The following is a 20,742-nucleotide window of genomic DNA, read 5'->3' as shown; positions in this document are numbered from 1 at the left end:
GGGTCCCAGCGATAGCCCGGCCGAAATCCGAAGGCGGACCGGTCGTGCAACCGAGTCTGGACAACTCTCCCTCGGCCCGCGCCACCACCCGAGCGATCGGCCCCAAGGTGGAACGTGCAACCGGTAACCCTGCGGCAGCGGATTCTGGCATCCCGCGAACCCGAGGAGGAGTACGACGAGATCGGGCGCCGGCGACGAGCGAGCCATGATCTACGCCAGGCCAACACCAATTGAATTCGCATCCGCCTGCTTGCGTGGAAGGTGGTGTCCGAAGCGAGGTGCCCGGACCTGTCGGATGTGGTCGGTGACGGGGCGGAGCTGGAGCCCGAGGGACCGCCGCAGAACGACTGACCGAACAGGGGCGGCCGGTAGCCTGAACGGAATACTGCCGCAGCCCCGACGGGCTGCGGCTATTCCATTGTGCGTGCCCTGACCGGACAGACGCCGCCTCCCTGGTACATGGGCACGTCGGCAGGCACCTGCCCTGCCCGGCGACGACCGTCGTCGAGGGACACCGCGGCGCCGCTGGCGACGCGTAGGTGGTCGTCTCGGCGGGCCCGCAGCCATACGAGCAAGGCGTGGTGCCTGCGTTGCGGTTCGCCTGTCCGCTAGACGGCGACTGTCGCGCCGAGCATGAGGGCCGATCGAAGCAGGTGCTCCTGAGATGCACCCCGATCCCGGCGACGTGGGGTGCACGCGCCACCAACTCCTCAAACGAGGGGCATCGGCGACGACTAGGCAAGCACGATCCGTCAACTGACAAACCTCCACAACAGATACCGCGCCAACCCACGGCCTATCCAGTCAACTGTGCGTCCTTTCTTGCCAAGCTGGGTCGTGTTCGTGGGGTCGCGGTGAACTCGACCAACAAGTGCAGAAACCTGAACTCGCTGCGATACTCACTGCGGGCAAGGTGAACGGCGCAGCAGGCGCCAACATTTCTGCCGTGCCATGCGATTCCGATGGCCCGGTGAATTCTCCGGGGGGCACATGCTCACGTCCAAAAGACCCATTCTCATTATCGGTGGCGGTATCGGCGGCGCCGCAGCCGCACTCGCGCTGCGGCAGGCCGGCCTCGACGCCGTCGTCTACGAGGCACGCAGTCAACGCGGCACCCGCTACGGCGGCTGCTATGTGCTTTGGTACGCGGGCATGCAGTCACTGCGGCGACTCGGCGTGGCCGACAAGGTGCGCGCGGCGGGCCATCGGGTGGACCGGTTCGAGATGTGCGACGAACGCGGCCGCCTGCTGTACCGCGTCGACATGGACTCGCGCTCCGTCGAGCCGGGCCTTCGCCCGCTGGCGATCCGCCGGGCCGACGTGGTCGACATCCTGCATGCCGAACTCGGATCCGAAGCCTTGCAGTTGAACTCGACGCTGCGGGAGTTCCGCGAGACCGCTGCCGGTGTCGACGCGATCTTCACCAACGGCCGGGTCGAAACCGGCCAGGTGCTGATCGGCGCCGACGGGCTGCATTCGAGGGTCCGCGCGCACCTGCACGGCCTGAGCCCGGCCCGGCACCCTGGCTACGCGCACTGGTCCGGGATCGCCGAGACCGATTGCGGCGCGCCCCAACACGTTTTCCGGATTATGCACGGCAACGCGGCCCGGTTCGCGTTCTTTCATCTCGGTGACGGACGGGTCAACTGGTGGTGCACCCGCAACGCTCCCGCAGGCTCGGACGGCGACCACCTCGGAGAGCTTCGCGCGCTCGAAACGGCCTACCGTGGTTGGCATCCGATCGTCGGCGACCTGCTCGCAGCGACTGCGCCGGAGTCCGTGCACCGCCGTGACACCGTCGACCGCCCACCCTTGAGGCGGTGGGGCCGCGGCCGGATTACCCTGCTCGGCGACGCCGCCCACGCCATGACCTTCGATCTGGGTCAGGGCGCCGGCACCTCGCTCACCGACGGGGTCACGCTGGCTCACCATCTGTCCCGGCGCGGCGCCCCCATCGCCGCGCTGCGCGACTACGAGCGGGCCCGCCGTGCGGTGACTGTGCCGCTGGCGCTCGCCTCGCGGCGCATCGGCGAGGCAACCGGGTGGCGCGGACCGTTCGGCCCGCAAATGAACCACCTGATCCTGCGCACGATCGGTGCCCGGATCACCCCCACTTTGCTCGCACTGGACGCCCGCAGTCATTCCGCACTCGATATGGAGTTGTCGCATGCCGTCAGATGAAGCGGAAAAGAACAAGGCAATCATTAAGCACTACCTCCAGAAGGCATGGAACGAGGGCGACTGGAGCGTGGCTGAGGAAGTCGTCGACGAGAACGTGGTCTTCCACGACATGGTCCGCGACGGCAAGTACCCGAAGGGCCGCGAGGGCCTGCGTGCGGCGATGAATGACATCCGTACCGGCATACCCGACTTCGTGATGGACCTGCAGCACCTCGTGGCCGAGCACGACCTGGTGGCGGTCGTGTGGAGTGCCACCGGAACCCACGCGGGGATCTTCAACGGCCTGCCCGCCACGAACCGCGTCGTGACCCTGCACGCCATGAGCATGGTGCGGATGAAGGACGGCAAGATCATCGAAGGCTGGCAGGAGGCCGACCAGCTCGGTGTGGGCCGCGAACTGGGCATGGTCCCGAAATCCGAACTGCCGCGGCCGGTCGGGAGCCTCCTCGCCTTCGGCATCCGTACCCGTGACCGCATGGTGCGCACGCGATGAACCTGAGCGGCAAGGTGGCGCTCGTCACCGGCGGTGCCCGCGGTATCGGCCGCGCGATTTCGCTCGCCTTGGCCGCCGAGGGGGCCGACGTGGCCGTGAACTACCGCTCGAGTGAAGCCGCGGCCAAGGATCTCGTCGCCGAGATCGAGTCGAGCGGGCGCCGAGCGATCGCCATCGGCGGCGACGTCGCGGACCCGAACGCAGCCAAAGCGATGGCCACACAGGCGGTTTCGGAACTGGGCGGCCTGCACATATTGGTGAACAACGCCGGCATAGCCCACGACAAGCTCATTTACCACATGACGGCCGACGACTGGCGATCGGTGATGGACGTCAACTTTGGCGGCGTCTTCAACGGCACCAAGGCGGTGCTGGACCACTTCATGGTTCAGCGGGAGGGCGCGATCGTCAACATCTCCTCGGTGATGGGCGAGCGCGGCTGGACCGGGCAGGCCAACTACTCCGCGTCCAAGGGTGCGGTCAACGCGTTCACCCGATGCGCCGCAGTCGAACTGGCCCGCTTCGGCATCCGCGTCAACGCGGTGCTGCCCGGCTTTACCCCGACCGATCTCGTGGCGGAACTGGTCGACAAGGGCGGCAAGGGCATCAAGAAGCAGATCCCGATGCGCGACTTCGCCCGGCTTGAGCACATCGCCGCCATGGTCGTCCACCTGGCCAGCCCCGATTCGGCCTACACCACCGGCGCCACGATCGCCGTAGACGGCGGTGCCAGCGCTCAGCTCGGCCTCGGCCGTCCCGAGTGGTAAGGCCCGCCACCGATTCTGATCGCCCAATTGGAGAGAAGGAACGTCGTAATGAACGACACCCTGTTCCCCCAGGTCCGTACCGCCGTCGCCGAGGACGCGGCGGCCCTGCCCGACGAGCTCGGCTTGGTCACGCTGGTCGAGTCCCGCGCGGCCGTAACCGCCTGAGTGCCGTGCGATTCCACCTGATCGACCGGATCGACGAGTACGAGCCCCGCAGCCGTGTTCGCGGCCGCAAACTCGTCTCGGCCGCGGAGTCGGGCCTGCGCGAGTCCGCGGACGGTCCGGTCCTCGAATCCGCGCTCGTACTCGAGGCGCTGTGTCAGGCCGGCACATGGCTGATCATGCTGTCCACCGAGCGTCGTAAACGAGCCGCGCTGCTGCAGATCGGCGGCGTCGAGTTCACCGGCGTCGCCCGGCCGGGGGACGTGGTGGTTCTCGAGGGCACCGTGGAGACGATGTCGGACGAGATGGCCGTGTTCTCGGGCACGGCGCAGGTCGACGGCAGCGTGTTGATGCGCGCCACCGACATCATGTGTGCCCTCATCGACGCGGGCGATCTGCAGGACGACGCGCACAGCGGCCGTCTGCTCGAAGGGCTGGTGCGGGCATGAGACGCGTAGCCATTACCGGTATTGGTGCGGTGACGCCAGTCGGTAACGACGCCGACGCCACCTGGAGTGCCCTGCGGGCCGGGCGATCTGGCGTCGGTCCCATCACCTCCTTCGACGTGTCGACCTTCGCCGTCCGGATCGCCGGCATGGTGAAGAACTTCGATGCGGAAGTCGCCATCCCGGATGCCGCGCTACGGCGCAACCTGTCGCGCCCGGGCGCCTTCGGAGTCGCCGCCGCCCTGGAAGCCCTCGCCGATGCAGGACTGTCGGGCGGAGGCGATTACCGGCCGGGCGAGCGCGGCGTGAGCGTCGGCGCCACCGCCGGACGGCCGTCGCTGGCCGAGATGGCGGAGATCTTTCACCGACTACGGGAGTCGCTGCCGCTGTACCAGCAGCCGGTCGAGCATGTGCTCGAACGCGATCAGAACACCCCGGCCGCCGCCATTGCCCGGGCCGGTGGGTGTGCCGGACCCATGGTCGGAGTCTCGACCGCCTGTACCGCCTCCGGTCACGCCCTCGGCGAGGCGTACCGGCTGATCCAGGAGGGGGAGGCCCGGATGATGGTGGCTGGGGGATACGACTCGCTCATCTCCTGGCTGGATGTGCTCGGTTTCTCGCTGCTCGGTGCGCTCACCACCGAGCACGCCGACGAGCCCGAGCGGGCGTCGCGACCGTTCAGCGCCGATCGGTCGGGCTTCGTGCTCGGCGAGGGCGCGGTGATGTTCGTGCTCGAGGATCTGGAATCCGCGCGGCAACGCGGTGCCCACATACACGCCGAGATCGTCGGATACGCGGCCACGATGAACGCCTACCGGATGACCGATCCACCACCGGACGGCGGCGGCGTCAGCCTTGCGATGGCACACGCGCTGGACGACGCAGGGCTGCAACCGTCCGACATCGGATACATCGCCGCGCACGGCACTTCGACACCCGGCAACGACATCTGCGAGACGAGGGCAATCAAGGACGTGTTCGGCGAGCACGCCGACCGGGTCGCCATCAGCTCGGTGAAATCCATGATCGGCCACATCACCGCGGCAGCCGCCGCCGCGGGCCTGCTGGGGGCGTTGGGCGTGCTGCGCACCGGATACGCGCCGCCGACCATCAACCTCGACCGCCCGGATCCCGCGCTGAACCTCGACTATGTCGCCGGCGTCGCCAAACCGGTGGAAACCGATGCCGTCATGGTCAACGCATTCGCGTTCGGCGGCACCAACGCCTGCCTGATCCTGCGGAGGGAGACCCCATGATCGCCACCACGGCACCAGCTCCGACGCTGGTCGGGTTGGACCGGATCGTCACCCTCGAGCCGAGCCGTGCCGCGACAGCGGTGCGTAATGTGCCCAGCACCCTCGACATCTTCGACAGCCACTTCCCGCTTTTTCCGGTACTACCGGGCGTGCTGATCCTCGGGTCCCTGGCCGAGCTGGCGGGGTTGCTGATGACCGAGACCTTCGATGGCACCTGGCAGTTGGCCGCAGCCCACAACGTGCGCTATCGCCACTTCGTACGGCCGGGCGACCGCATGGAATTGAGGGTCGATCTGATCGAACTCGGCGCCTGCTCGGCACGCGTGCTGGTGGACGGCAAGCGGGTGACAACCGTTGCTCGTCTTGTTCTTTCGCAGAGCGATGTCGGCGGTGCGCGATGAAGCGGGTGGTCGTGACCGGCGTCGGACTGGTCACCGGGCTCGGTGTCGGCACAGCACAGACGTGGCATGCGTTGCTGGACGGTAAGAGTGCGGTCGGGGCCCTGCGCGGGTTTGACGCGAGCTCGCTACAGTCGCGACTCGGGGCCGAGGTCATCGACTTCGATCCGGCACCGTTCGCGGTGAACCGGCGGGTGCTGCGGAACATGACACGCAACGACCAATTCGGCGTTGCGGGTGCGGCTTTGGCGCTCGCCGACGCCGGGGTGACTATCGACGATCCGGATCGCACAGGGTTGTTCCTCGGTGGCAACAAGGAGATCTCCGAACCGGCCAAGGTGCTCGACGCGGTGCTGCTGGCTCGCAACCCGGACGGCACCGCCGACCTGGCGCGGATGGGCACCGAGGGCGCGGCACGGTTCTATCCACTGTTCTACGTCGAGGGCCTGCAGGCGGCGGCGCTGTTCTATATCTCGCAGGCGCACGGATTGCGCGGTACCAACACGTATTTCGCTGGCACCGGCGAGGCCGGCGCCACCGCGATCGGTCGGGCCTACCGGGCCGTGCTGCGCGGTGAAGCGGCCGTGGCCGTCGCAGGCGGCTTCGACGATCCCACCTCCTGGTGGAGCATGACGAAACTGGACCCGATGGGTGTGCTCACCACCCGAAACGATCTGGGTGCAGGAGCGATACGGCCCTACGACCGCAACCGAGACGGATTCGTACCGGGTGAGGGCGCCGCATTCTTGGTACTCGAGGACGCCGAATCCGCCGCCAACCGTGGTGCCTCGGTGTACGCCGAGATCGCCGGGTTTGGGCGCGGTTTCGATCCGGAGGGCGCAGCGGGAGTGGTCGGGGCTATCGAGTCGGCGCTCGCCGAAGCCGGTATCGAGCCGGACGCACTCAGCTTGGTCGTCACCGAGGGCGCCGCCTCACCGTCAGGTGATATTGCCGAAATCGCGGCGCTGCGTTCGGTCCTCGGCGACGCGTTGCCGCGACTGTCGGCGACCGCGGTCACGGCGGCGACCGGGTATCTGGTCGCTGGCGCGGGCGCGCTCAACATCGCGGTCGCCGCATTGGCCACTCGGCACGGCGTGGTACCGCCATTGCTCAACATGACCGACCCGGACCCCGCGTGCGCAGGACCGAACTGGGTCGTCGATGTAGCCCGCGAGCAGTCAGTGGGCTACGCCCTTGCACTGACCCGCGGGTTCGCCGGCCAGCATGTCGCACTCGTCCTCCGGACATACACAGGAAGGACACCGCAGTGATGAACACCCCCAGCCAGGGCCGCGTCGTCGTCGTCGGCGTCGGCGCCATCACCTCCCAAGGACCGACCGCCGAGGATCTGTGGCTCGGCGCCAGCCAGGGCCAGGTCGCGATCCGCCCGGTCGAGCACATGTCGATGGACGGGTACCGCACCCGCTTGGCCGGTGAGGTCGTGGCCGGCCACTCCCCTAAGCACGACGTGGGCTATCCGACCGAATTCACCGACCGCGCACTTGATTTCGCACTCATCGCGGCCGAGGAGGCGATGGGGTCGGTAGGACTGGGCAACGACGCCGTCCCGGCCGAGCGCTGGGGCGTGGTGCTCGGCACCTGCAACGCCGGACTGCTCAGCGCCCGGCACTGGTACTTGGCACGCGAGCGCGGCGAGCCCGTCGATCCGCGGGTGCTGCTGTTCACCCCACCGCAGGCCATCGCGGAGGCACTGGCCGGCGCGTTCGGCGTGCGCGGTCCTGTGCTGTCGGTGAACACCGCCTGCGCGGCGGGCGCGAACGCCATCGGCTACGCCGCCGATCTGATCCGCTCCGGCCGCGCCGACGCCGTGCTCGCCGGCGGCACCGACGCGCTGTCGGATGTGCTGGTCGCCGGATTCAACTCGCTGGAGTCGCTGTCCCCCGTGCCCGCGGCGCCGTACTCCAAAGACCGGCAAGGGCTGTCGCTAGGTGAGGGCAGCGGCATGCTGGTGCTGGTGCGCGCCGACCTGGCCCGCGAACTGGGCCGTCCGATCCTGGCCGAGGTGGCCGGGCTCGGGCTCTCGGCCGACGGCTATCACGCCACCGCGCCGCGTCCGGACGGCACCGGCGCCGCGCGGGCCATCCAGGCCGCGCTACGGTCTTCGGGCCGCGCGGCCGAGGACGTGGTCTACGTCAACAGCCATGGCACCGGCACCGCCAAGAACGACCCGGCCGAAACCATGGCGATGAAGGTCGGTCTCGGCGATGCCAGCCGGTCGGTAGCGGTCAGCAGCACCAAATCGATGATCGGTCACCTGCTGGGCGCGGCAGGGGCAGTCGAGGCGATCGTGACCGTGAAGGCGATCGAGGAACAACTGGCCCCACCCACCGCGAGCTTCACCGCCGGTGATCCGGACTGCGATCTGGACTACACGCCGAATGTCGCCCGCCGTCTCGACATCGGCGTCGCCATGTCGAACAACTTCGCCTTTGGTGGTGCCAACGCCTCCCTGGTGCTGACCCGCGACGCGTCCCCGCCCGCTACCCCGACCGCCGACCGCATCGTGATCACCGGCGTCGGCGTCCTCTCCTCGGCTGGAGTGGGTACCGAGGTGCTGCGCGAAGCCTTCGCGAACGACCGCCGATGCACCACCGACGAGTCCGGCGCCCGAGTCGGTCGTGTCCCGCTCGACGTCGGCGAGTACCTGACGACCAAGGCGCGTCGTCGGATGGACCGGCTCGGCATCTTCAGCGTCGTCGCCTCTCGGTTGGCCCTACAGGACGCGGGCCTCACCCTGGATGACGGCAACCGGACCCGCGTCGGCACCGTCCTGGGCACCGGAATCGGCCCGATGGAAACCATCGAGGCATTCGCACGCCCGTTGTTCGAGAGCGGCCCCCGCGCGGCCAACCCCGCCCTGTTCCCGAACACTGTCTACAACGCCGCGACCGGGCAGGTGAGCATGCACGTCGGCGCGGTCGGCCCGACCACCACAGTCACCGCCGGGCACGCGGCCGGTGCGGGCGCGTTGGCCTATGCCTTCGACATCCTGTCCCGCGACGAGGCTGACGGCATGCTGGCGATCGCCGCGGATACCCTCACCGACACCGTGATCGACGCCTACGGCGAGATCGGGCCACTCACCACCGACGGATTCGGCCTGGCCGAGGCCGGTATCGCCGTGCTGCTCGAGCGGGCGAGTGCGGCAGCCGCCCGTGGCGCGAGTCCGCGAGCCGAACTGCTGGGCTACGGAATCGCGTCGGACGGTAGGGGGGTCGGCCGCTGGGATCGCGACGGGCACGGCATCGAGCGAGCGCTGCGGGATGCGTTGGAGCGGGCCGGGCTGCGACCGTCAGACGTCACCGCCGTGTGGACCAACACGATCGGTTTGCCGGACGTAGACGATCCCGAGAACCTGGCCTTGGCGCGGCTCTTCGAGGGTTCTGCCGCACCGCCGAGGATCGCGCCGAAACGGTTGTTCGGCGAGCCGATCGGTGCCGGCGCCCCGCTGGCGTTGGCCGTGGCGACCGCCGGTGAGATGGATGGTCCGGCACTGGTTGTGAGCAGCTCGCTAGGTGGCACTCACATCGGTCTTGTCCTTGGGCCGGTGCGTTGACCGGTAAGGCGCGACCGCTTACCCGCGAGGTCGAAATCGGTGGCCGGCGACTGGGTTACGGCATCCTGCCGGGTAGCGGTCCGCCACTGCTACTGGTGCACGGTGCCGCGGCCCGCTGGCAGGTGTACCGACCGCTGATGCTCGCACTGCAGGCCGGCTACCACCAGTACGCCCCCGACTTGCGCGGCCACGGCGTTTCGGACCGGGCACCCGACTACGGCATCGACGGCTTCGCCTCCGACATCATCGACTTCGCCGACAAAGTGGTCGGCGCACCGGTGCACCTGTTCGGGCATTCGCTGGGCGGCTGGATCGCGCTGACCGTCGCCGCCCGCCGAGCGGACCTGGTGCGGTCGCTGGTCATCGCTGACTCCGGCATCTATCCGGACGACATCCCGCATGAGGTGAGGACGGCCTGGCTGGCCGGGCTGCCGCTGGCCTTGCGATCGCTGGCGACATCGTTGCACCAGTTCGATACCGAGGTGCTCAACCAGTATCACGACAGGCGGATGACCCGCGACTACCACCCGGACGAACTGCTGGCGCGGGTACGCTGCCCGACCCTGCTGATACAGGCCGATCCCGCTTGTGGCGGGTTCATGTCCGACAACGACGTCCGGCGGGCGACCAAGCTGCTCGCCGACGTCCGCCACATCCGCCTCGACGGCGTCGGGCACGGCCTGCACATCGAGGACTCTGCCCGAGTCGCCGACACTTTCCGTGAATTCCATCGGCCCAACCAGTCGATCAGGAGCTGATCATGCCCGCCCTCGCAGACCGCACGAGTAACCTGTTTCCCTCGATGATCATCCGCTCACCACTGCACCGCCTGCGCGGCGGCGTGGAATTGGATGCGGCGCAATGAGCACTCGCAGGGTCGTCATCGTCGGCGCCGGTATCGGCGGACTGACCGCCGCTATCGCCCTGCGCCGCATCGGAATCGATGTCGTCGTCATCGAGAGGGCAGGTGCCGACGAGCTCGCCAAGGGCGTGGGAGTCCACCTGTGGAGCAACGCCATGCGCGCCCTGCAGCACATCGACCTCGCCGATCAGGTGGCTGAGATCGGCACAAAGGTCACCGCGCACCGCAACCTCGACTGGCGGGGACGTCCGCTGGGTTCGTTCGACCTGGCAGCGCTGAGTGACGAGTTCGGCGCGCCGTCGGTGGGAATGAGCCACCCTGATCTACACCGCCTGCTGCTGCAGACCCTCGGTCCGGATGTGCTGAGGCTGAACTCGGAGCTGATCGGCTTCGAGCAGAACACCAAGCGTGTGGTGGTCCGCCTCGCCGACGGCAGCGTGGAGCGCGGTGATCTGCTGATCGGTGCCGACGGCATCGCATCGATGGTCCGCCGGCAGTTGCACGGCCCGACTCGGCCCCGGTATTCCGGAATGGCGGCCTGGCACGGCATCACCGACTACACCGATCCGCAGATCCCCGTCGGCGAGATGCGGATCTATTGGGGTCCGGGTGCGCGGATCCTGCACTATCACGTGACCGGTCAACGCCTGTACTGGCTCGCGATGCTGAAATCGCCGCCCAGCGCGCCCGAGCCGCCAGCCGGACGCCAGGCCGCGGTACTGAAGACGTACCGCGGCTGGCCCGCCCACATCCAGCGGATGATCGCCGCCACCGAGCCCGATGCCATCCTGCGCAGCGACGTCGTCGACCGGGATCCCCTGCGGCACTGGGGATTCGAACGCGCCAGTCTGCTCGGTGACGCCGCGCACCCGATGACGCCCGACATGGCGCAGGGCGCGGGGCAGGCTGTCGAGGACGCGGTCTGTCTGGCCCGCGTCCTCAAGGCGGCGGCCGATCCCGTCGCGGCGCTTCGCGAGTACGAGCAGCGCCGCACGGGCCGCGCCAACGAGTTCGTCAAAATCTCGCGGATGGTGAGTCGGATGAGCTTGCTCGAGGCCGCTCCGCTGCGGGTGGTGCGCGACAAGGTCGCGCTGCGCGCCGTCTACGCCATTCAGCGGTCCCGCTCCAAAGCTCGCACCGATCTCATTGCCCATCCGTAGAAAGACGCAGCCTCATCTCCGTCGAGACTGCAACCAGGCCCCCGTTCGTACAGGCGCCGGCATTGTCCTAGTCGACCCGTCGCGTCGCCGGACTGCTGTCGTTGATCATGATTTCCACGCTGACCGTCGGGTTGGTAAGTCTCGGCGCGGCTCTGCTGCGTCGATAGCCGGATCGAACCCGTCTTGTCGAAGATTTCCGCTGAGGAGTGACTGGCGTGTTCACCCGTATCGCCATCGTCAACCGTGGTGAGGCGGCTCGCCGCCTGATCCACGCGGTCCGCGAGTGCAATGCCGAACACCGCGACCGCGAACCGATCCAGACCATTGCGCTGTACACCGATGGTGAACGGCACGCCGGTTTCGTGCGCGAGGCCGACCAGCGATACTGCCTTGGTCCCGCCTCGGCACGTCCGTACCTGGACCTGGCGGTGCTGGAGCGGGCGCTGACCGATACCGGGGCCGACGCCGCCTGGGCTGGTTGGGGGTTTGTCGCCGAGGATCCCGCATTTGTGGAACTGTGCGACCGGCTCGGGGTTACCTTCATCGGCCCGAGTGCGGAAGCGATGCGGGCACTGGGCGACAAGATCGGTGCCAAGCTGCTGGCCGAGCAGGTCGGCATCCCGGTCGCGGCGTGGAGCCGGGGACCCGTCCAGTCGCTTGACGCCGCCCTGGCGCAGGCGGCCGAGATCGGATATCCGATGATGCTCAAGGCAACCGCCGGTGGCGGTGGCCGTGGCATCCGCATCGTCGGATCGCCCGACGAACTGCGCGATGCCTACGCCCGCACCAGCGAGGAGGCGACGCGAGCCTTTGGCAACGGGGTGGTGTTCCTCGAGCGGCTGGTCACCGGTGCCCGCCACGTCGAGGTGCAGGTGATTGCCGACGCGCACGGCACCGCCTGGGCCCTGGGGGTGCGTGACTGCACCGTGCAGCGGCGCAACCAGAAGATCATCGAGGAATCAGCCTCACCGCTGCTGAACCGGGACCAAATCGCGACGGTGAAGGATTCGGCCGAACGGCTCGCTCTGGCCGTCGGCTACCGCGGCGCGTGCACGGTCGAATTCCTGTACCAGCCGCAGGAGCAACTCTTCGCCTTCCTCGAGGTGAACACCCGACTGCAGGTCGAGCACCCGGTCACCGAACTGACCACCGGCATCGATCTGGTCAAGGCACAGATCGAGGTGGCAGCCGGGCTGCCGTTGCGCGGCGATCGTCCGGTCGAACGTGGGCACGCCGTCGAGGCGCGGCTCAACGCCGAGGACGCCGACCGCGACTTCGCGCCCGCGCCGGGCCGTATCGAGCTGCTGCGCTGGCCTGGGGGACCAGGCGTGCGCATCGACACCGGTATCGTCGAAGGCGACGAGATACCATCGGATTTCGACTCGATGATCGCGAAGATCATTGCCTACGGTCGCGATCGTGACGAGGCACTGGCCCGGCTACGCCGCGCGGTCGCCGAGACCACCGTCGTCATCGAGGGCGGCGCCACCAACAAGAGCTTGCTGATGTCGCTGCTGGACGCCCCCGAGGTCATCGACGCCACCGCCGACACCCGCTGGGTGGATCGAGTCCGGGCAGCGGGCGGACTGGCTGCCATCCAGCAGATCGGCATCGCCCTGGCCGCCGCCGCCATCGCCAGCTACGACGAGGAGGAGCACGCGCGCAGGACCCGCCTATGGGAAACCGGCCGCGGCGGACGGCCGCAGACTCTGGATGAACCCGCCCGGGCCGTCGAGGTGAAACTGGCAGGCCGCGGCTATCCGGTGACGGCTGCCCGCATCGGTGCGCACCGCTACCGGATCGGCATCGACGACATCTCGTTCGACGCCGATATCGAACGGCAAGACCGGTACTCGAGCCGGCTGACGGTCGGCGACCGTAGCTACCGGATCATCACCGCGACTCACGGCACCGTGCACGTCGTCGAGGTCGATGGCGTCGCGCACCGGGTCAGCCGGGACGAGGGCGGTGCGGTGCGGGCACCCGCACCCGCGCTGGTCGTGGCCACACCGGTTGCAGAAGGCGCCGAGATCGCCGCCGGGGCTCCGGTGCTCGTGCTGGAAAGCATGAAGATGGAGACCGTGCTACCCGCGCCGTTCGGCGCCCGGGTGCGCAAGCTGCTGGTTTCAGTCGGCAGCCAGGTAGACACGGGAACGCTACTGGCACAACTGGATCCAGTAGGGGAAGACGCCGACCCGGTGCGACACGAGCCGGTCGACCTGATGCTGCCGCTATTGTCTGCCGACGACTCCGCGGCCCTTCGCGCGCAGCTGACGCTGAATGAACTGTCCAGCGCGGTGCTGGGTTTCGATCGAGCGGACGATCCGCATCCGGCGCTGTCGCGCTACCTGCGCGACCGTAGTGGCCTGGTGGCCGAATACGGCGCGCCTTTGGCCGGCGAAGCCGCCCTGATCGAGTCGTTCTGCGACATCGTCGAACTGTCCACCCCGGAGCCGGAGGAGTCGTCGCACCGCAGCCGCCACGAACAGCTGCACACCTACCTGCAAAGCCTGGACGTGAACCGAGGCGCACTGTCACCGGGCTTCCGGCACACGCTGGACAGCATCCTGGCCCGCTACGGAGTCACGGAAGTCGATCGCGCGCCTGAGCTGGAGCAGGCGGTGTATCGCATCGTGCTGGCCTGCAAGCGCTTCAATGACAGCTCCCGGGTAGTGCAGGAGCTGTTGAAGGTGTGGCTTGGTGAGCCGCGCCCGGTCGAGGACGGTATCCGCCCCGCGTTGGATCGGCTGATCAGAGTCGTCGCCGGCCGCTCGCCCCTGCTGGCCGATCTGGCTCGTAGCGTGGTGTTCCGCTGGTATCTGCACCCGGAGGCGGAGGGCGCCCGGGCGGCGATGCTGGCCGGGGTACCCGACGAGCTTCGTGCGCTCGCCGACATGCCGGATTCCCCCGAGCGCTCCCGGCGAATCGCGGCCATCGCCGATATTCCGGAATCACTGGATCGCATCGTGGTAGCGAGGCTGTTCCAGGACACCTATGCCCCGGTGGATCCATTGCTGGAGGTGCTGTGCCGCCGCCGTTACGGCGAGCAACGGCTGGGCGCGGTACGCACCCTCACTGTGGCCGGTCGGGCGTTCGTGGTCTGCGACTACCGGCTTGAGTTGCGCCCGCGCCACGTCGTGCCTACCATCTGCGCCGCGACCGTAGGCCGGATGACGGACCTGCGCGACGGCGCGTCCGGCACATTGGTGAGCACGCTACGTGATCTGCTCGACGCCGCACCGGCCAACCATGTGCGGGTGGCGGACCTCCTGCTGGCCTGGCCGGACGCGCCCGCCTCGGTCGAGGAGCGGGCGGCCGAACTGCTGGCCGCGCTGCGGCATACCGGGCTGGCGGGGCATGCGCGCCGTATCAGCGTCGCGTTGCCACCTCCCGACGGCGGGCCGTTGGAACACTTCACGTTCCGGCGGCGCGCGGCGGGCCTGGTGGAGGACACGGTGATCCGTGGTGTGCATCCGCTGATCGGGCGGCGGCTGCATCTCTGGCGGCTGCGCGACTTCCACCTGACCCAGCTTCCCGCACCGCCGGACATGCTGCTGTATCACGCCGTAGCCAAGGACAATCCGACCGATCAGCGACTGGTCGCCATGGCGCAGTTGCGGCGCTTCGAACCGGTTCGCGACTCCGACGGGGCGATCATCGCCGTACGTGGTGCGGAGACCGTCCTCAGCGTCTGCGCCGAGGCGGTCGCCAAGGCGCGCCGTGAGTTGGACCCGGCAGGGGGCCGGCTGGATCTGAACCACGTCTGGCTCGACATTCGCCCGTTCATCGACGTCGACACGGCGCAGTTGGCGGACTGGCTACACGCCACCGCGCCGCAGATCGTGCGGGCCGGCATCCAGGACGTGGTGGTGCACGGGCGGGTGCGCCAGCCAAACGACTCGTACGAATTCCAGGTCACCCGGTTCTGCTATGACCTCAGCGGTGGCACCGAAGTGTCGGTCGAGTCCGCGCCGACGGAACCGCTCGCGCCACTGAACGACTACGACCAGAAGGTGCTGCGGGTGCGCCGGCGCGGTGCGGTGTATCCCTACGAGCTGATCGACCTTGTGCGCGGCCCCGGAGGCGAGTTCACCGAATTCGACCTCGAAGGGGAGTCTCTCGTCGAGGTGGACCGGCCGCGCGGGCGCAACCGCGCGGGCATCGTGGTCGGGTTGGTGTCCACGCCAACCGAGCTGTATCCCGAGGGAGTACGCCGCGTCGCGCTGTTCGGGGATCCCCACCGGGCGCTGGGCGCGCTGGCCGAACCCGAGTGTGCCCGGATTGTCGCGGCACTGGACCTCGCTGAGCGGGAACGCATGCCGGTGGAGTGGTATGCGATATCGGCGGGCGCACGGATCTCGATGGACTCCGGCACCGAGAACATGGACTGGGTGGCCCGGGCGCTGCGCCGGATAGTGCAGTTCACCCAGGACGGCGGCGAGATCAACATCGTGGTCGCCGGAATCAACGTCGGCGCTCAGCCGTACTGGAACGCCGAGGCGACGATGCTGATGCACACCAAGGGAATTCTGGTGATGACGCCCGCCGGTGCGATGGTGCTGACCGGCAAGCAGTCGCTCGATTTCTCCGGCGGTGTCTCGGCGGAGGACAACTTCGGCATCGGCGGCTACGCCCGGGTGATGGGACCCAACGGGCAGGCCCAGTACTTCGTCCCGACCCTGGCTGCGGCGCAGGAAATTCTGCTGAGCCACTACGCGCACACGTACGTGACCCAGGGCGAGCGGGGACCACGCCGCGCGTCGACCATCGACCCGGTCACCCGAGACGTCACCGCGTCCCCGCACCACCACCCCGACAGTGACTTCATCACCGTCGGCGACATCTTTTCCGCGACCGCGAATCCGGACCGCAAGAAGCCGTTCGCGATTCGCGCGGTGCTGCAGGCGGTCTCGGACCAGGACCACCCATTGGTGGAACGCTGGGCAGACATGGCCGAGGCTGAGACCGCGGTCGTGGCCGACGCCCGCATCGACGGTTGGCCGGTATGCCTGATCGGCATCGAGTCCGGGCCGGTCGCACGGCATGGCTTCCCGCCTGCGGACGGACCCGAATCCTTCACCGCCGGAACGCTCTTCCCGTTGTCGTCGAAGAAGGTGGCGCGAGCGATCAACACCGCCAGCGGCAACCGTCCGGTGGTAATGCTGGCGAACCTGTCCGGGTTCGATGGATCACCGGAGTCTCTGCGGCGGCTGCAACTTGAGTACGGCGCCGAGATCGGCCGCGCCATCGTCAACTTCGATGGCAAAGTGGTGTTTTGTGTCATTTCCCGCTACCACGGCGGTGCGTTTGTGGTGTTCTCCAAGGCGCTCAATCCGAACATGACCGTGCTCGCCGTCGAGGGCTCGTTCGCCTCGGTCATCGGCGGCGCCCCCGCCGCCGCGGTCGTTTTCGCCCGTACCGTCGACGCCCGCACCACCGACGATCCACGCATTCGCGGGCTCGAGCAGCGCATCGCCGCCACTGATGTTGCGGAGAAACGCGCCGACCTGGTGACTGAACTCGCTGACCTACGCACCGCTGTGCGAGCTGAGCACCTGTCCGCCCTGGCTGCAGAATTCGACCGGGTGCACAGCATCGAACGCGCGGTGCGGGTCGGCTCGGTCGATGCGGTCATACCGGCATCCGAACTTCGCGCGCGGATCGCGGCGGCGATCGAGCGGACCGGCTGACTATGACCACAGTCGGTGACACCGGAGGCGTTGATCGTTGCCGCTGCGCTGGTGTTTTGAGGGTGTACTGGTGATCCGGATGTAGCGAGGTCTCCGGTGGATGTTTCGTCGACGAAGAAGAACATCTGCACGGAGACCTCGCACAGGCCGGCGCTCAGTCGGCGTGGCCACGCCCAGCGGCGGCCATGGCATGTCCGGGCCGAATTCCAGCGTGTGCCCGCGAGGATCAGTGCCGCTGCCGACAGGCCAGCACCGACGGCCCACACCAGCGCCGGCACCACCTGCCAGGCGCCGACCGGGTACGCCAGTGCGGGTCCGGCCACGGCCCAGATCCCGCTCACGACGAGCTTCAGCCGTTCGGGGTGTCGCACCGTTGAGAGGAGAAGGACCAGACCCCGCCGAGGCTGAGGAGTACGGTGACCGCGATGGCCAGCGAACCCGGCCCGGCAGGACCCCGATCCGGTAAGGCTCGTCCCACGAGCAGCCCTTAACCCAATTCGGTTACCGACCGGTCGGTGTTGCCGAGGACGACGGCTCGGCGCCCAGCTGTGCGATCGAAACCCACAAATGATCGGAACCCGCCGCTACCACCGTTGTGCCAGGTGATGTCCAGTGGGGGTTCCGAGCTGATGGTATCGCTGAACCAGCCGTAGCCGGTCCGGGACTGTCCCGGACAGCCGAGCGAACAGCGTCACGCATCGCCGACAGCGGATGCGAGACGGAGCCGCCGAATCCGCAGTCGCCCCAGCGTACGACACTAGGCCGACGTCAGCGCTGACATCATGCGCGCCTGGCCAGGCGCGAGTTCGCCTTCCGCGCGGGCCTTGTTCAGCGCGGTCGCCCACCAGGCGAGGTCGTCGAGCATGATTCGCAGACCGACGTCCGTCGCGCGGTCGACCGGCTCCCCGGCTGCGGTGAAGGCCGTCTGTACGAAGGGCAGCAAGACGGTACTGCGCAGCGGCACGGCATCGGCCGCGATGACGATCTGCGCCAGATGCTGGACGGCCCGGCTGCCACCCCCGATGCCAGCGCTGTAGCCGACGGCTGCCACCGGCTTGTTGCGGAAGCCGAATGCGGGCCACACGCTGTCGATGGCGTTCTTCAGGCTGCCGGGCAGACTGTGGTGGTACTCCGGGGTGATGACGATGAAGGCGTCGGCCTCCTGCACCTTCGTGTTCCAGGCTCGCAGGACCGGGTCGGAGCAGGTGGGGTCGTCGATGTCGCCGACCGTACCCAGGTGTTCGGCGAACATCGGCAACGCCCAGTCCCGCAGATCGGCGATCTCGACCTCGAAGCCACCGTGCGCGCTGACCCGCGACGCCAGCCAGGGCAGGACCAGGTCGGCAGCCCGGACGGGGCGGATGCTGCCGACGACGACCAGGAGCTTCGTCATACCTGTTCTCCGTATCCGTAGGGCCCGGCGGCGGCCTGAGGACCGCGCGCCGGGCGGATCTACTCGCCGGTGCGGATGCGGGCCCGTTCACCGGAAGACAGCGGGCCGGCGCGGCGCGGGACCGGCGCAGTTGCCGGCGAAGGACCGCGTAAGAGGCCGCCGCCAGGTGGCCGGGCTGGGCACCGCAGGGTCCACCCGCGTCGTCAGTGCGGGAGTTCGCCCGCGGTCTTGATGCCTGCCGGGTTGCTGATAAGGCAGCGCCAGGCGCCATCGGCGCCGCGCCGGAGCACATCGACGGCGGTGCCTTCGATGCGCAGGTGCTTGCCATCCGGGGTGGTTCCCTCGTGCACGTAGTCGTTGATCAGCAGGGCGATGTCCCCGGTGATGTACTGGTGGCGGATGGCGACCTTGATAGGCAGGAAGTGCGGGAGCTTCTCCTGGTTGCGTGCGCGCCGTTCGTCGCCGGCCAGGACCTCGCCGGGGGCCAGGACCAGCAGCGCGTCGGGCTCGAAGAGTTCCTCGAGCAGGTCGAGGTTGCGGGTGTTGAAGGCGTGCTCGAACAGCGGCACGAGTTCCTCGGGATCGGCCGGTGCGGTGAGCGGCTTCTCGGGTGCGTTCGACATGGGTCGCAGCACATCGGGACCGGGACGCGCCGGTCAACGGTGGCGGCCCGGTTGTGTCAGGTCGGTGGCGGAAACGGCCCGGAGGTGACTAACTAAGGTTCGTGCCGTTTGTCGGCGCGGTCGCGGTCGACAGGATGCCCGTAGATGGTCCGTGCGATGCCCAGGCGCATCGACCCGTGAGGAGCGTTCTGTGATCAAGGTGGCAATCCTCTTCCACTCCCGCAGCGGGAATACCCACCAGCTCGCCGTGGCCGCGGCCGCCGCGGCGGTGAAGGCTGGCGCCGAAGCGCAGCTCTACAGGGTTCCTGACCTGCCCAATCCCATCGTGTTGGACCGCAAGGTGTACGCCGAGCTCAACGCCGAGACGGCGGACGTGCCGGTGGCGACCATGGCGGATCTGGTGGCGGCTGACGCCATCATGATTGGCACGCCGGTGCACTTCGGCCTGCCGGCTCCGCAGATTATCGACTTCATCGACCACTCCGGCCCGGTTGCCATTCCGGGCGACCTGGCCAACAAGGTGGTGAGCGTTTTCGCGTCCGCCTCGATGCCGCACGCTGGCGCGCAGACGGCCATCCTGGCTCTGCACAACGTCATCTGCCACTGGGGTTCGCTGATCGTGCCCAACGGTTCCAGCGTCGCGGTGCTGGGGCTGCCGAACAACGGCGCCCCGTACGGCACGTGCAGCGTTTCCCGGCACGAGGCGAGCAACGTCCACGAGGACAACCTCGCGGCGATCGAGTACCAGGCGCTGCGTCTGGTCGAGGTGGCCACCGCATTCAAGATCGGGCGGGAGCAGACCACCTCGGCGATCCAGTACGTGGGTCCCGACGTGCTGAAGAAGTACGACCTCTGATTCCTCTGATTCCCGTTCTGGACCGGCCCGCACATGGTGCGGGCCGGTCCGGCGTTTATCGGGCCTGGTTGCCGGGCGGGCGGAGGCGGGCGGCGAGGCCGTCCAGCACGTACGCCAGCCCGAGCTGGAAGTTTCCGGCCCAGTCGTCGTCGAGCAGGTGCTGTTGCGCGACCAGGGTCGGGTAGAGGTCACGCTGGTCGTCCAGTAACCGCTGACCCTCCTGACGTTCCTCGGCCGACCAGCGCAGCGCGGTCTGGCTGCCTGCGGACCCCTGGACATGGCTGTACAGGACCCAGCTCGCCGCGGCGACGTCGCGGTGGCTGAATCCGGCCCGGGTCAGGGCGGCTTGGAGAAATTCCATCCAGGACAAAAAGCCGGGGCCGACGGCGGGACGCTGCCGCAGGGGGAGCGCCGCCGACCAGGGGTGTCGCAGCAGTGTCTCGCGCCAGTCGGTGAGCTGGGCGGTGATGTCCGCCCGCCAGTCGTCGCTGTGTTGCTCCGGTGCCGACTCGGCGAACACCGTGTCGACCGCCAGGTCGAGCACGTCGTCCTTGGTGTCGAGGTGCCAGTACAGGGTCGTCGTGCCGACGCCCAGATGCTCGGCGAGCCGGCGCATGGTGAGCTGACCGACGCCGTCCCGATCGAGTAGCTCGACGGCGGCGGTCGCGATGCGCGTGAGGCTCAGTGGCGGGTTGTGGTGACGTGGAGAGGTGGTCCTGAGCCACACACCCTTGCCGGGACGTGCCTGACCGGCCATGGCGTCACCTGCCTTCCGAGCCCTCGTTTGGTCGTTGTGAAGGTGAGCGTAGTACATTGGTCGGGCACCGGAACAACGTTCTGGTGCCCGACCGGCGTTCCACTGGCTCGTGCGCGAGCCC

Annotated in this window: 15 protein-coding genes; 12 read left to right on the top strand and 3 right to left on the bottom strand. The window is 68.3% G+C overall.

Annotated elements, in window-relative coordinates; translation table 11 throughout:
* Positions 1 to 990: 990 nt before the first annotated feature.
* The 11 genes from AB0O48_RS20295 (at position 991) to AB0O48_RS20245 (ending at position 16,992) form a co-directional block, all read left to right on the top strand.
* On the top strand, positions 991 to 2,181 hold the full coding sequence (locus AB0O48_RS20295) for an FAD-dependent monooxygenase (protein WP_357252464.1): 1,191 nt from the start codon (positions 991 to 993) through the stop codon (positions 2,179 to 2,181).
* The gene (locus AB0O48_RS20290) at positions 2,168 to 2,674 is read left to right on the top strand and encodes an ester cyclase (RefSeq protein WP_357252461.1); all 507 of its coding nucleotides are present in this window, start codon (positions 2,168 to 2,170) and stop codon (positions 2,672 to 2,674) included. Before AB0O48_RS20295 ends, AB0O48_RS20290 begins: the two co-directional genes overlap by 14 nt.
* Positions 2,671 to 3,441, top strand: a complete 771-nt coding sequence (locus tag AB0O48_RS20285; RefSeq protein ID WP_357252457.1) for a 3-oxoacyl-ACP reductase family protein — start codon at positions 2,671 to 2,673, stop codon at positions 3,439 to 3,441. Before AB0O48_RS20290 ends, AB0O48_RS20285 begins: the two co-directional genes overlap by 4 nt.
* Before the next feature lie 170 nt (positions 3,442 to 3,611).
* On the top strand, positions 3,612 to 4,052 hold the full coding sequence (locus tag AB0O48_RS20280; protein WP_357252455.1) for a hypothetical protein: 441 nt from the start codon (positions 3,612 to 3,614) through the stop codon (positions 4,050 to 4,052).
* Positions 4,049 to 5,305 (top strand): beta-ketoacyl-[acyl-carrier-protein] synthase family protein, encoded by a 1,257-nt coding sequence (locus AB0O48_RS20275; protein WP_357252547.1) that lies wholly within the window; start codon positions 4,049 to 4,051, stop codon positions 5,303 to 5,305. The genes AB0O48_RS20280 and AB0O48_RS20275 overlap by 4 nt, the downstream gene beginning before the upstream one ends.
* Positions 5,302 to 5,706 carry a hypothetical protein gene (locus AB0O48_RS20270; protein WP_357571308.1) on the top strand — a complete coding sequence of 135 codons (405 nt, stop codon included), beginning with the start codon at positions 5,302 to 5,304 and terminating at the stop codon, positions 5,704 to 5,706. The genes AB0O48_RS20275 and AB0O48_RS20270 overlap by 4 nt, the downstream gene beginning before the upstream one ends.
* The gene (locus tag AB0O48_RS20265; protein ID WP_357252449.1) at positions 5,703 to 6,974 is read left to right on the top strand and encodes a beta-ketoacyl synthase N-terminal-like domain-containing protein; all 1,272 of its coding nucleotides are present in this window, start codon (positions 5,703 to 5,705) and stop codon (positions 6,972 to 6,974) included. Before AB0O48_RS20270 ends, AB0O48_RS20265 begins: the two co-directional genes overlap by 4 nt.
* Positions 6,974 to 9,280: a beta-ketoacyl-[acyl-carrier-protein] synthase family protein gene (locus AB0O48_RS20260; protein ID WP_357571338.1), complete on the top strand. Its 2,307-nt coding sequence runs from the start codon at positions 6,974 to 6,976 to the stop codon at positions 9,278 to 9,280. The genes AB0O48_RS20265 and AB0O48_RS20260 overlap by 1 nt, the downstream gene beginning before the upstream one ends.
* On the top strand, positions 9,277 to 10,038 hold the full coding sequence (locus AB0O48_RS20255) for an alpha/beta fold hydrolase (RefSeq protein WP_357571307.1): 762 nt from the start codon (positions 9,277 to 9,279) through the stop codon (positions 10,036 to 10,038). Before AB0O48_RS20260 ends, AB0O48_RS20255 begins: the two co-directional genes overlap by 4 nt.
* Before the next feature lie 103 nt (positions 10,039 to 10,141).
* A complete protein-coding gene (locus tag AB0O48_RS20250; protein ID WP_357571306.1) occupies positions 10,142 to 11,302 on the top strand; it encodes an FAD-dependent monooxygenase in 1,161 nt (386 codons plus the stop codon).
* A 215-nt stretch (positions 11,303 to 11,517) separates the two neighbouring features.
* Positions 11,518 to 16,992, top strand: coding sequence for a biotin carboxylase N-terminal domain-containing protein (locus AB0O48_RS20245; protein ID WP_357571305.1), 5,475 nt, complete (start codon positions 11,518 to 11,520; stop codon positions 16,990 to 16,992).
* Positions 16,993 to 17,749: 757 nt separating this feature from the next.
* Here the strand turns inward: AB0O48_RS20245 and AB0O48_RS20240 are convergent.
* Complete coding sequence (locus AB0O48_RS20240) at positions 17,750 to 18,385, bottom strand: NAD(P)H-dependent oxidoreductase (RefSeq protein ID WP_357252438.1); 636 nt, start codon at positions 18,383 to 18,385, stop codon at positions 17,750 to 17,752.
* 203 nt (positions 18,386 to 18,588) lie between these two features.
* Positions 18,589 to 19,008 carry a nuclear transport factor 2 family protein gene (locus AB0O48_RS20235; protein ID WP_357252435.1) on the bottom strand — a complete coding sequence of 140 codons (420 nt, stop codon included), beginning with the start codon at positions 19,006 to 19,008 and terminating at the stop codon, positions 18,589 to 18,591.
* Between the two features lie 151 nt (positions 19,009 to 19,159).
* Between AB0O48_RS20235 and AB0O48_RS20230 the strand changes: the two genes are divergently transcribed.
* Positions 19,160 to 19,864, top strand: a complete 705-nt coding sequence (locus AB0O48_RS20230; protein ID WP_357252432.1) for an NAD(P)H-dependent oxidoreductase — start codon at positions 19,160 to 19,162, stop codon at positions 19,862 to 19,864.
* Between the two features lie 55 nt (positions 19,865 to 19,919).
* Here the strand turns inward: AB0O48_RS20230 and AB0O48_RS20225 are convergent, their stop codons facing one another.
* Positions 19,920 to 20,621, bottom strand: coding sequence for a TetR/AcrR family transcriptional regulator (locus tag AB0O48_RS20225; protein ID WP_357571304.1), 702 nt, complete (start codon positions 20,619 to 20,621; stop codon positions 19,920 to 19,922).
* Positions 20,622 to 20,742 lie beyond the last annotated feature (121 nt).

This window comes from Micromonospora sp. NPDC085948, from assembly GCF_040686315.1.
GTDB lineage: Bacteria > Actinomycetota > Actinomycetes > Mycobacteriales > Micromonosporaceae > Micromonospora.
The sequence above is the reverse complement of the archived record's forward strand: the minus strand, read 5'-3'. Positions and strand labels throughout refer to the sequence as shown.

Bases quoted from the DNA above. Each gene is read 5' to 3' on its own strand.
- AB0O48_RS20225 (WP_357571304.1), bottom strand. From the start codon at position 20,621: ATGGCCGGTCAGGCACGTCCCGGCAAGGGTGTGTGGCTCAGGACCACC.
- AB0O48_RS20265 (WP_357252449.1), top strand. From the start codon at position 5,703: ATGAAGCGGGTGGTCGTGACCGGCGTCGGACTGGTCACCGGGCTCGGT.
- AB0O48_RS20240 (WP_357252438.1), bottom strand. From the start codon at position 18,385: ATGACGAAGCTCCTGGTCGTCGTCGGCAGCATCCGCCCCGTCCGGGCT.
- AB0O48_RS20285 (WP_357252457.1), top strand. From the start codon at position 2,671: ATGAACCTGAGCGGCAAGGTGGCGCTCGTCACCGGCGGTGCCCGCGGT.
- AB0O48_RS20295 (WP_357252464.1), top strand. From the start codon at position 991: ATGCTCACGTCCAAAAGACCCATTCTCATTATCGGTGGCGGTATCGGC.
- AB0O48_RS20235 (WP_357252435.1), bottom strand. From the start codon at position 19,008: ATGTCGAACGCACCCGAGAAGCCGCTCACCGCACCGGCCGATCCCGAG.
- AB0O48_RS20250 (WP_357571306.1), top strand. From the start codon at position 10,142: ATGAGCACTCGCAGGGTCGTCATCGTCGGCGCCGGTATCGGCGGACTG.
- AB0O48_RS20290 (WP_357252461.1), top strand. From the start codon at position 2,168: ATGCCGTCAGATGAAGCGGAAAAGAACAAGGCAATCATTAAGCACTAC.
- AB0O48_RS20270 (WP_357571308.1), top strand. From the start codon at position 5,302: ATGATCGCCACCACGGCACCAGCTCCGACGCTGGTCGGGTTGGACCGG.
- AB0O48_RS20260 (WP_357571338.1), top strand. From the start codon at position 6,974: ATGAACACCCCCAGCCAGGGCCGCGTCGTCGTCGTCGGCGTCGGCGCC.
- AB0O48_RS20275 (WP_357252547.1), top strand. From the start codon at position 4,049: ATGAGACGCGTAGCCATTACCGGTATTGGTGCGGTGACGCCAGTCGGT.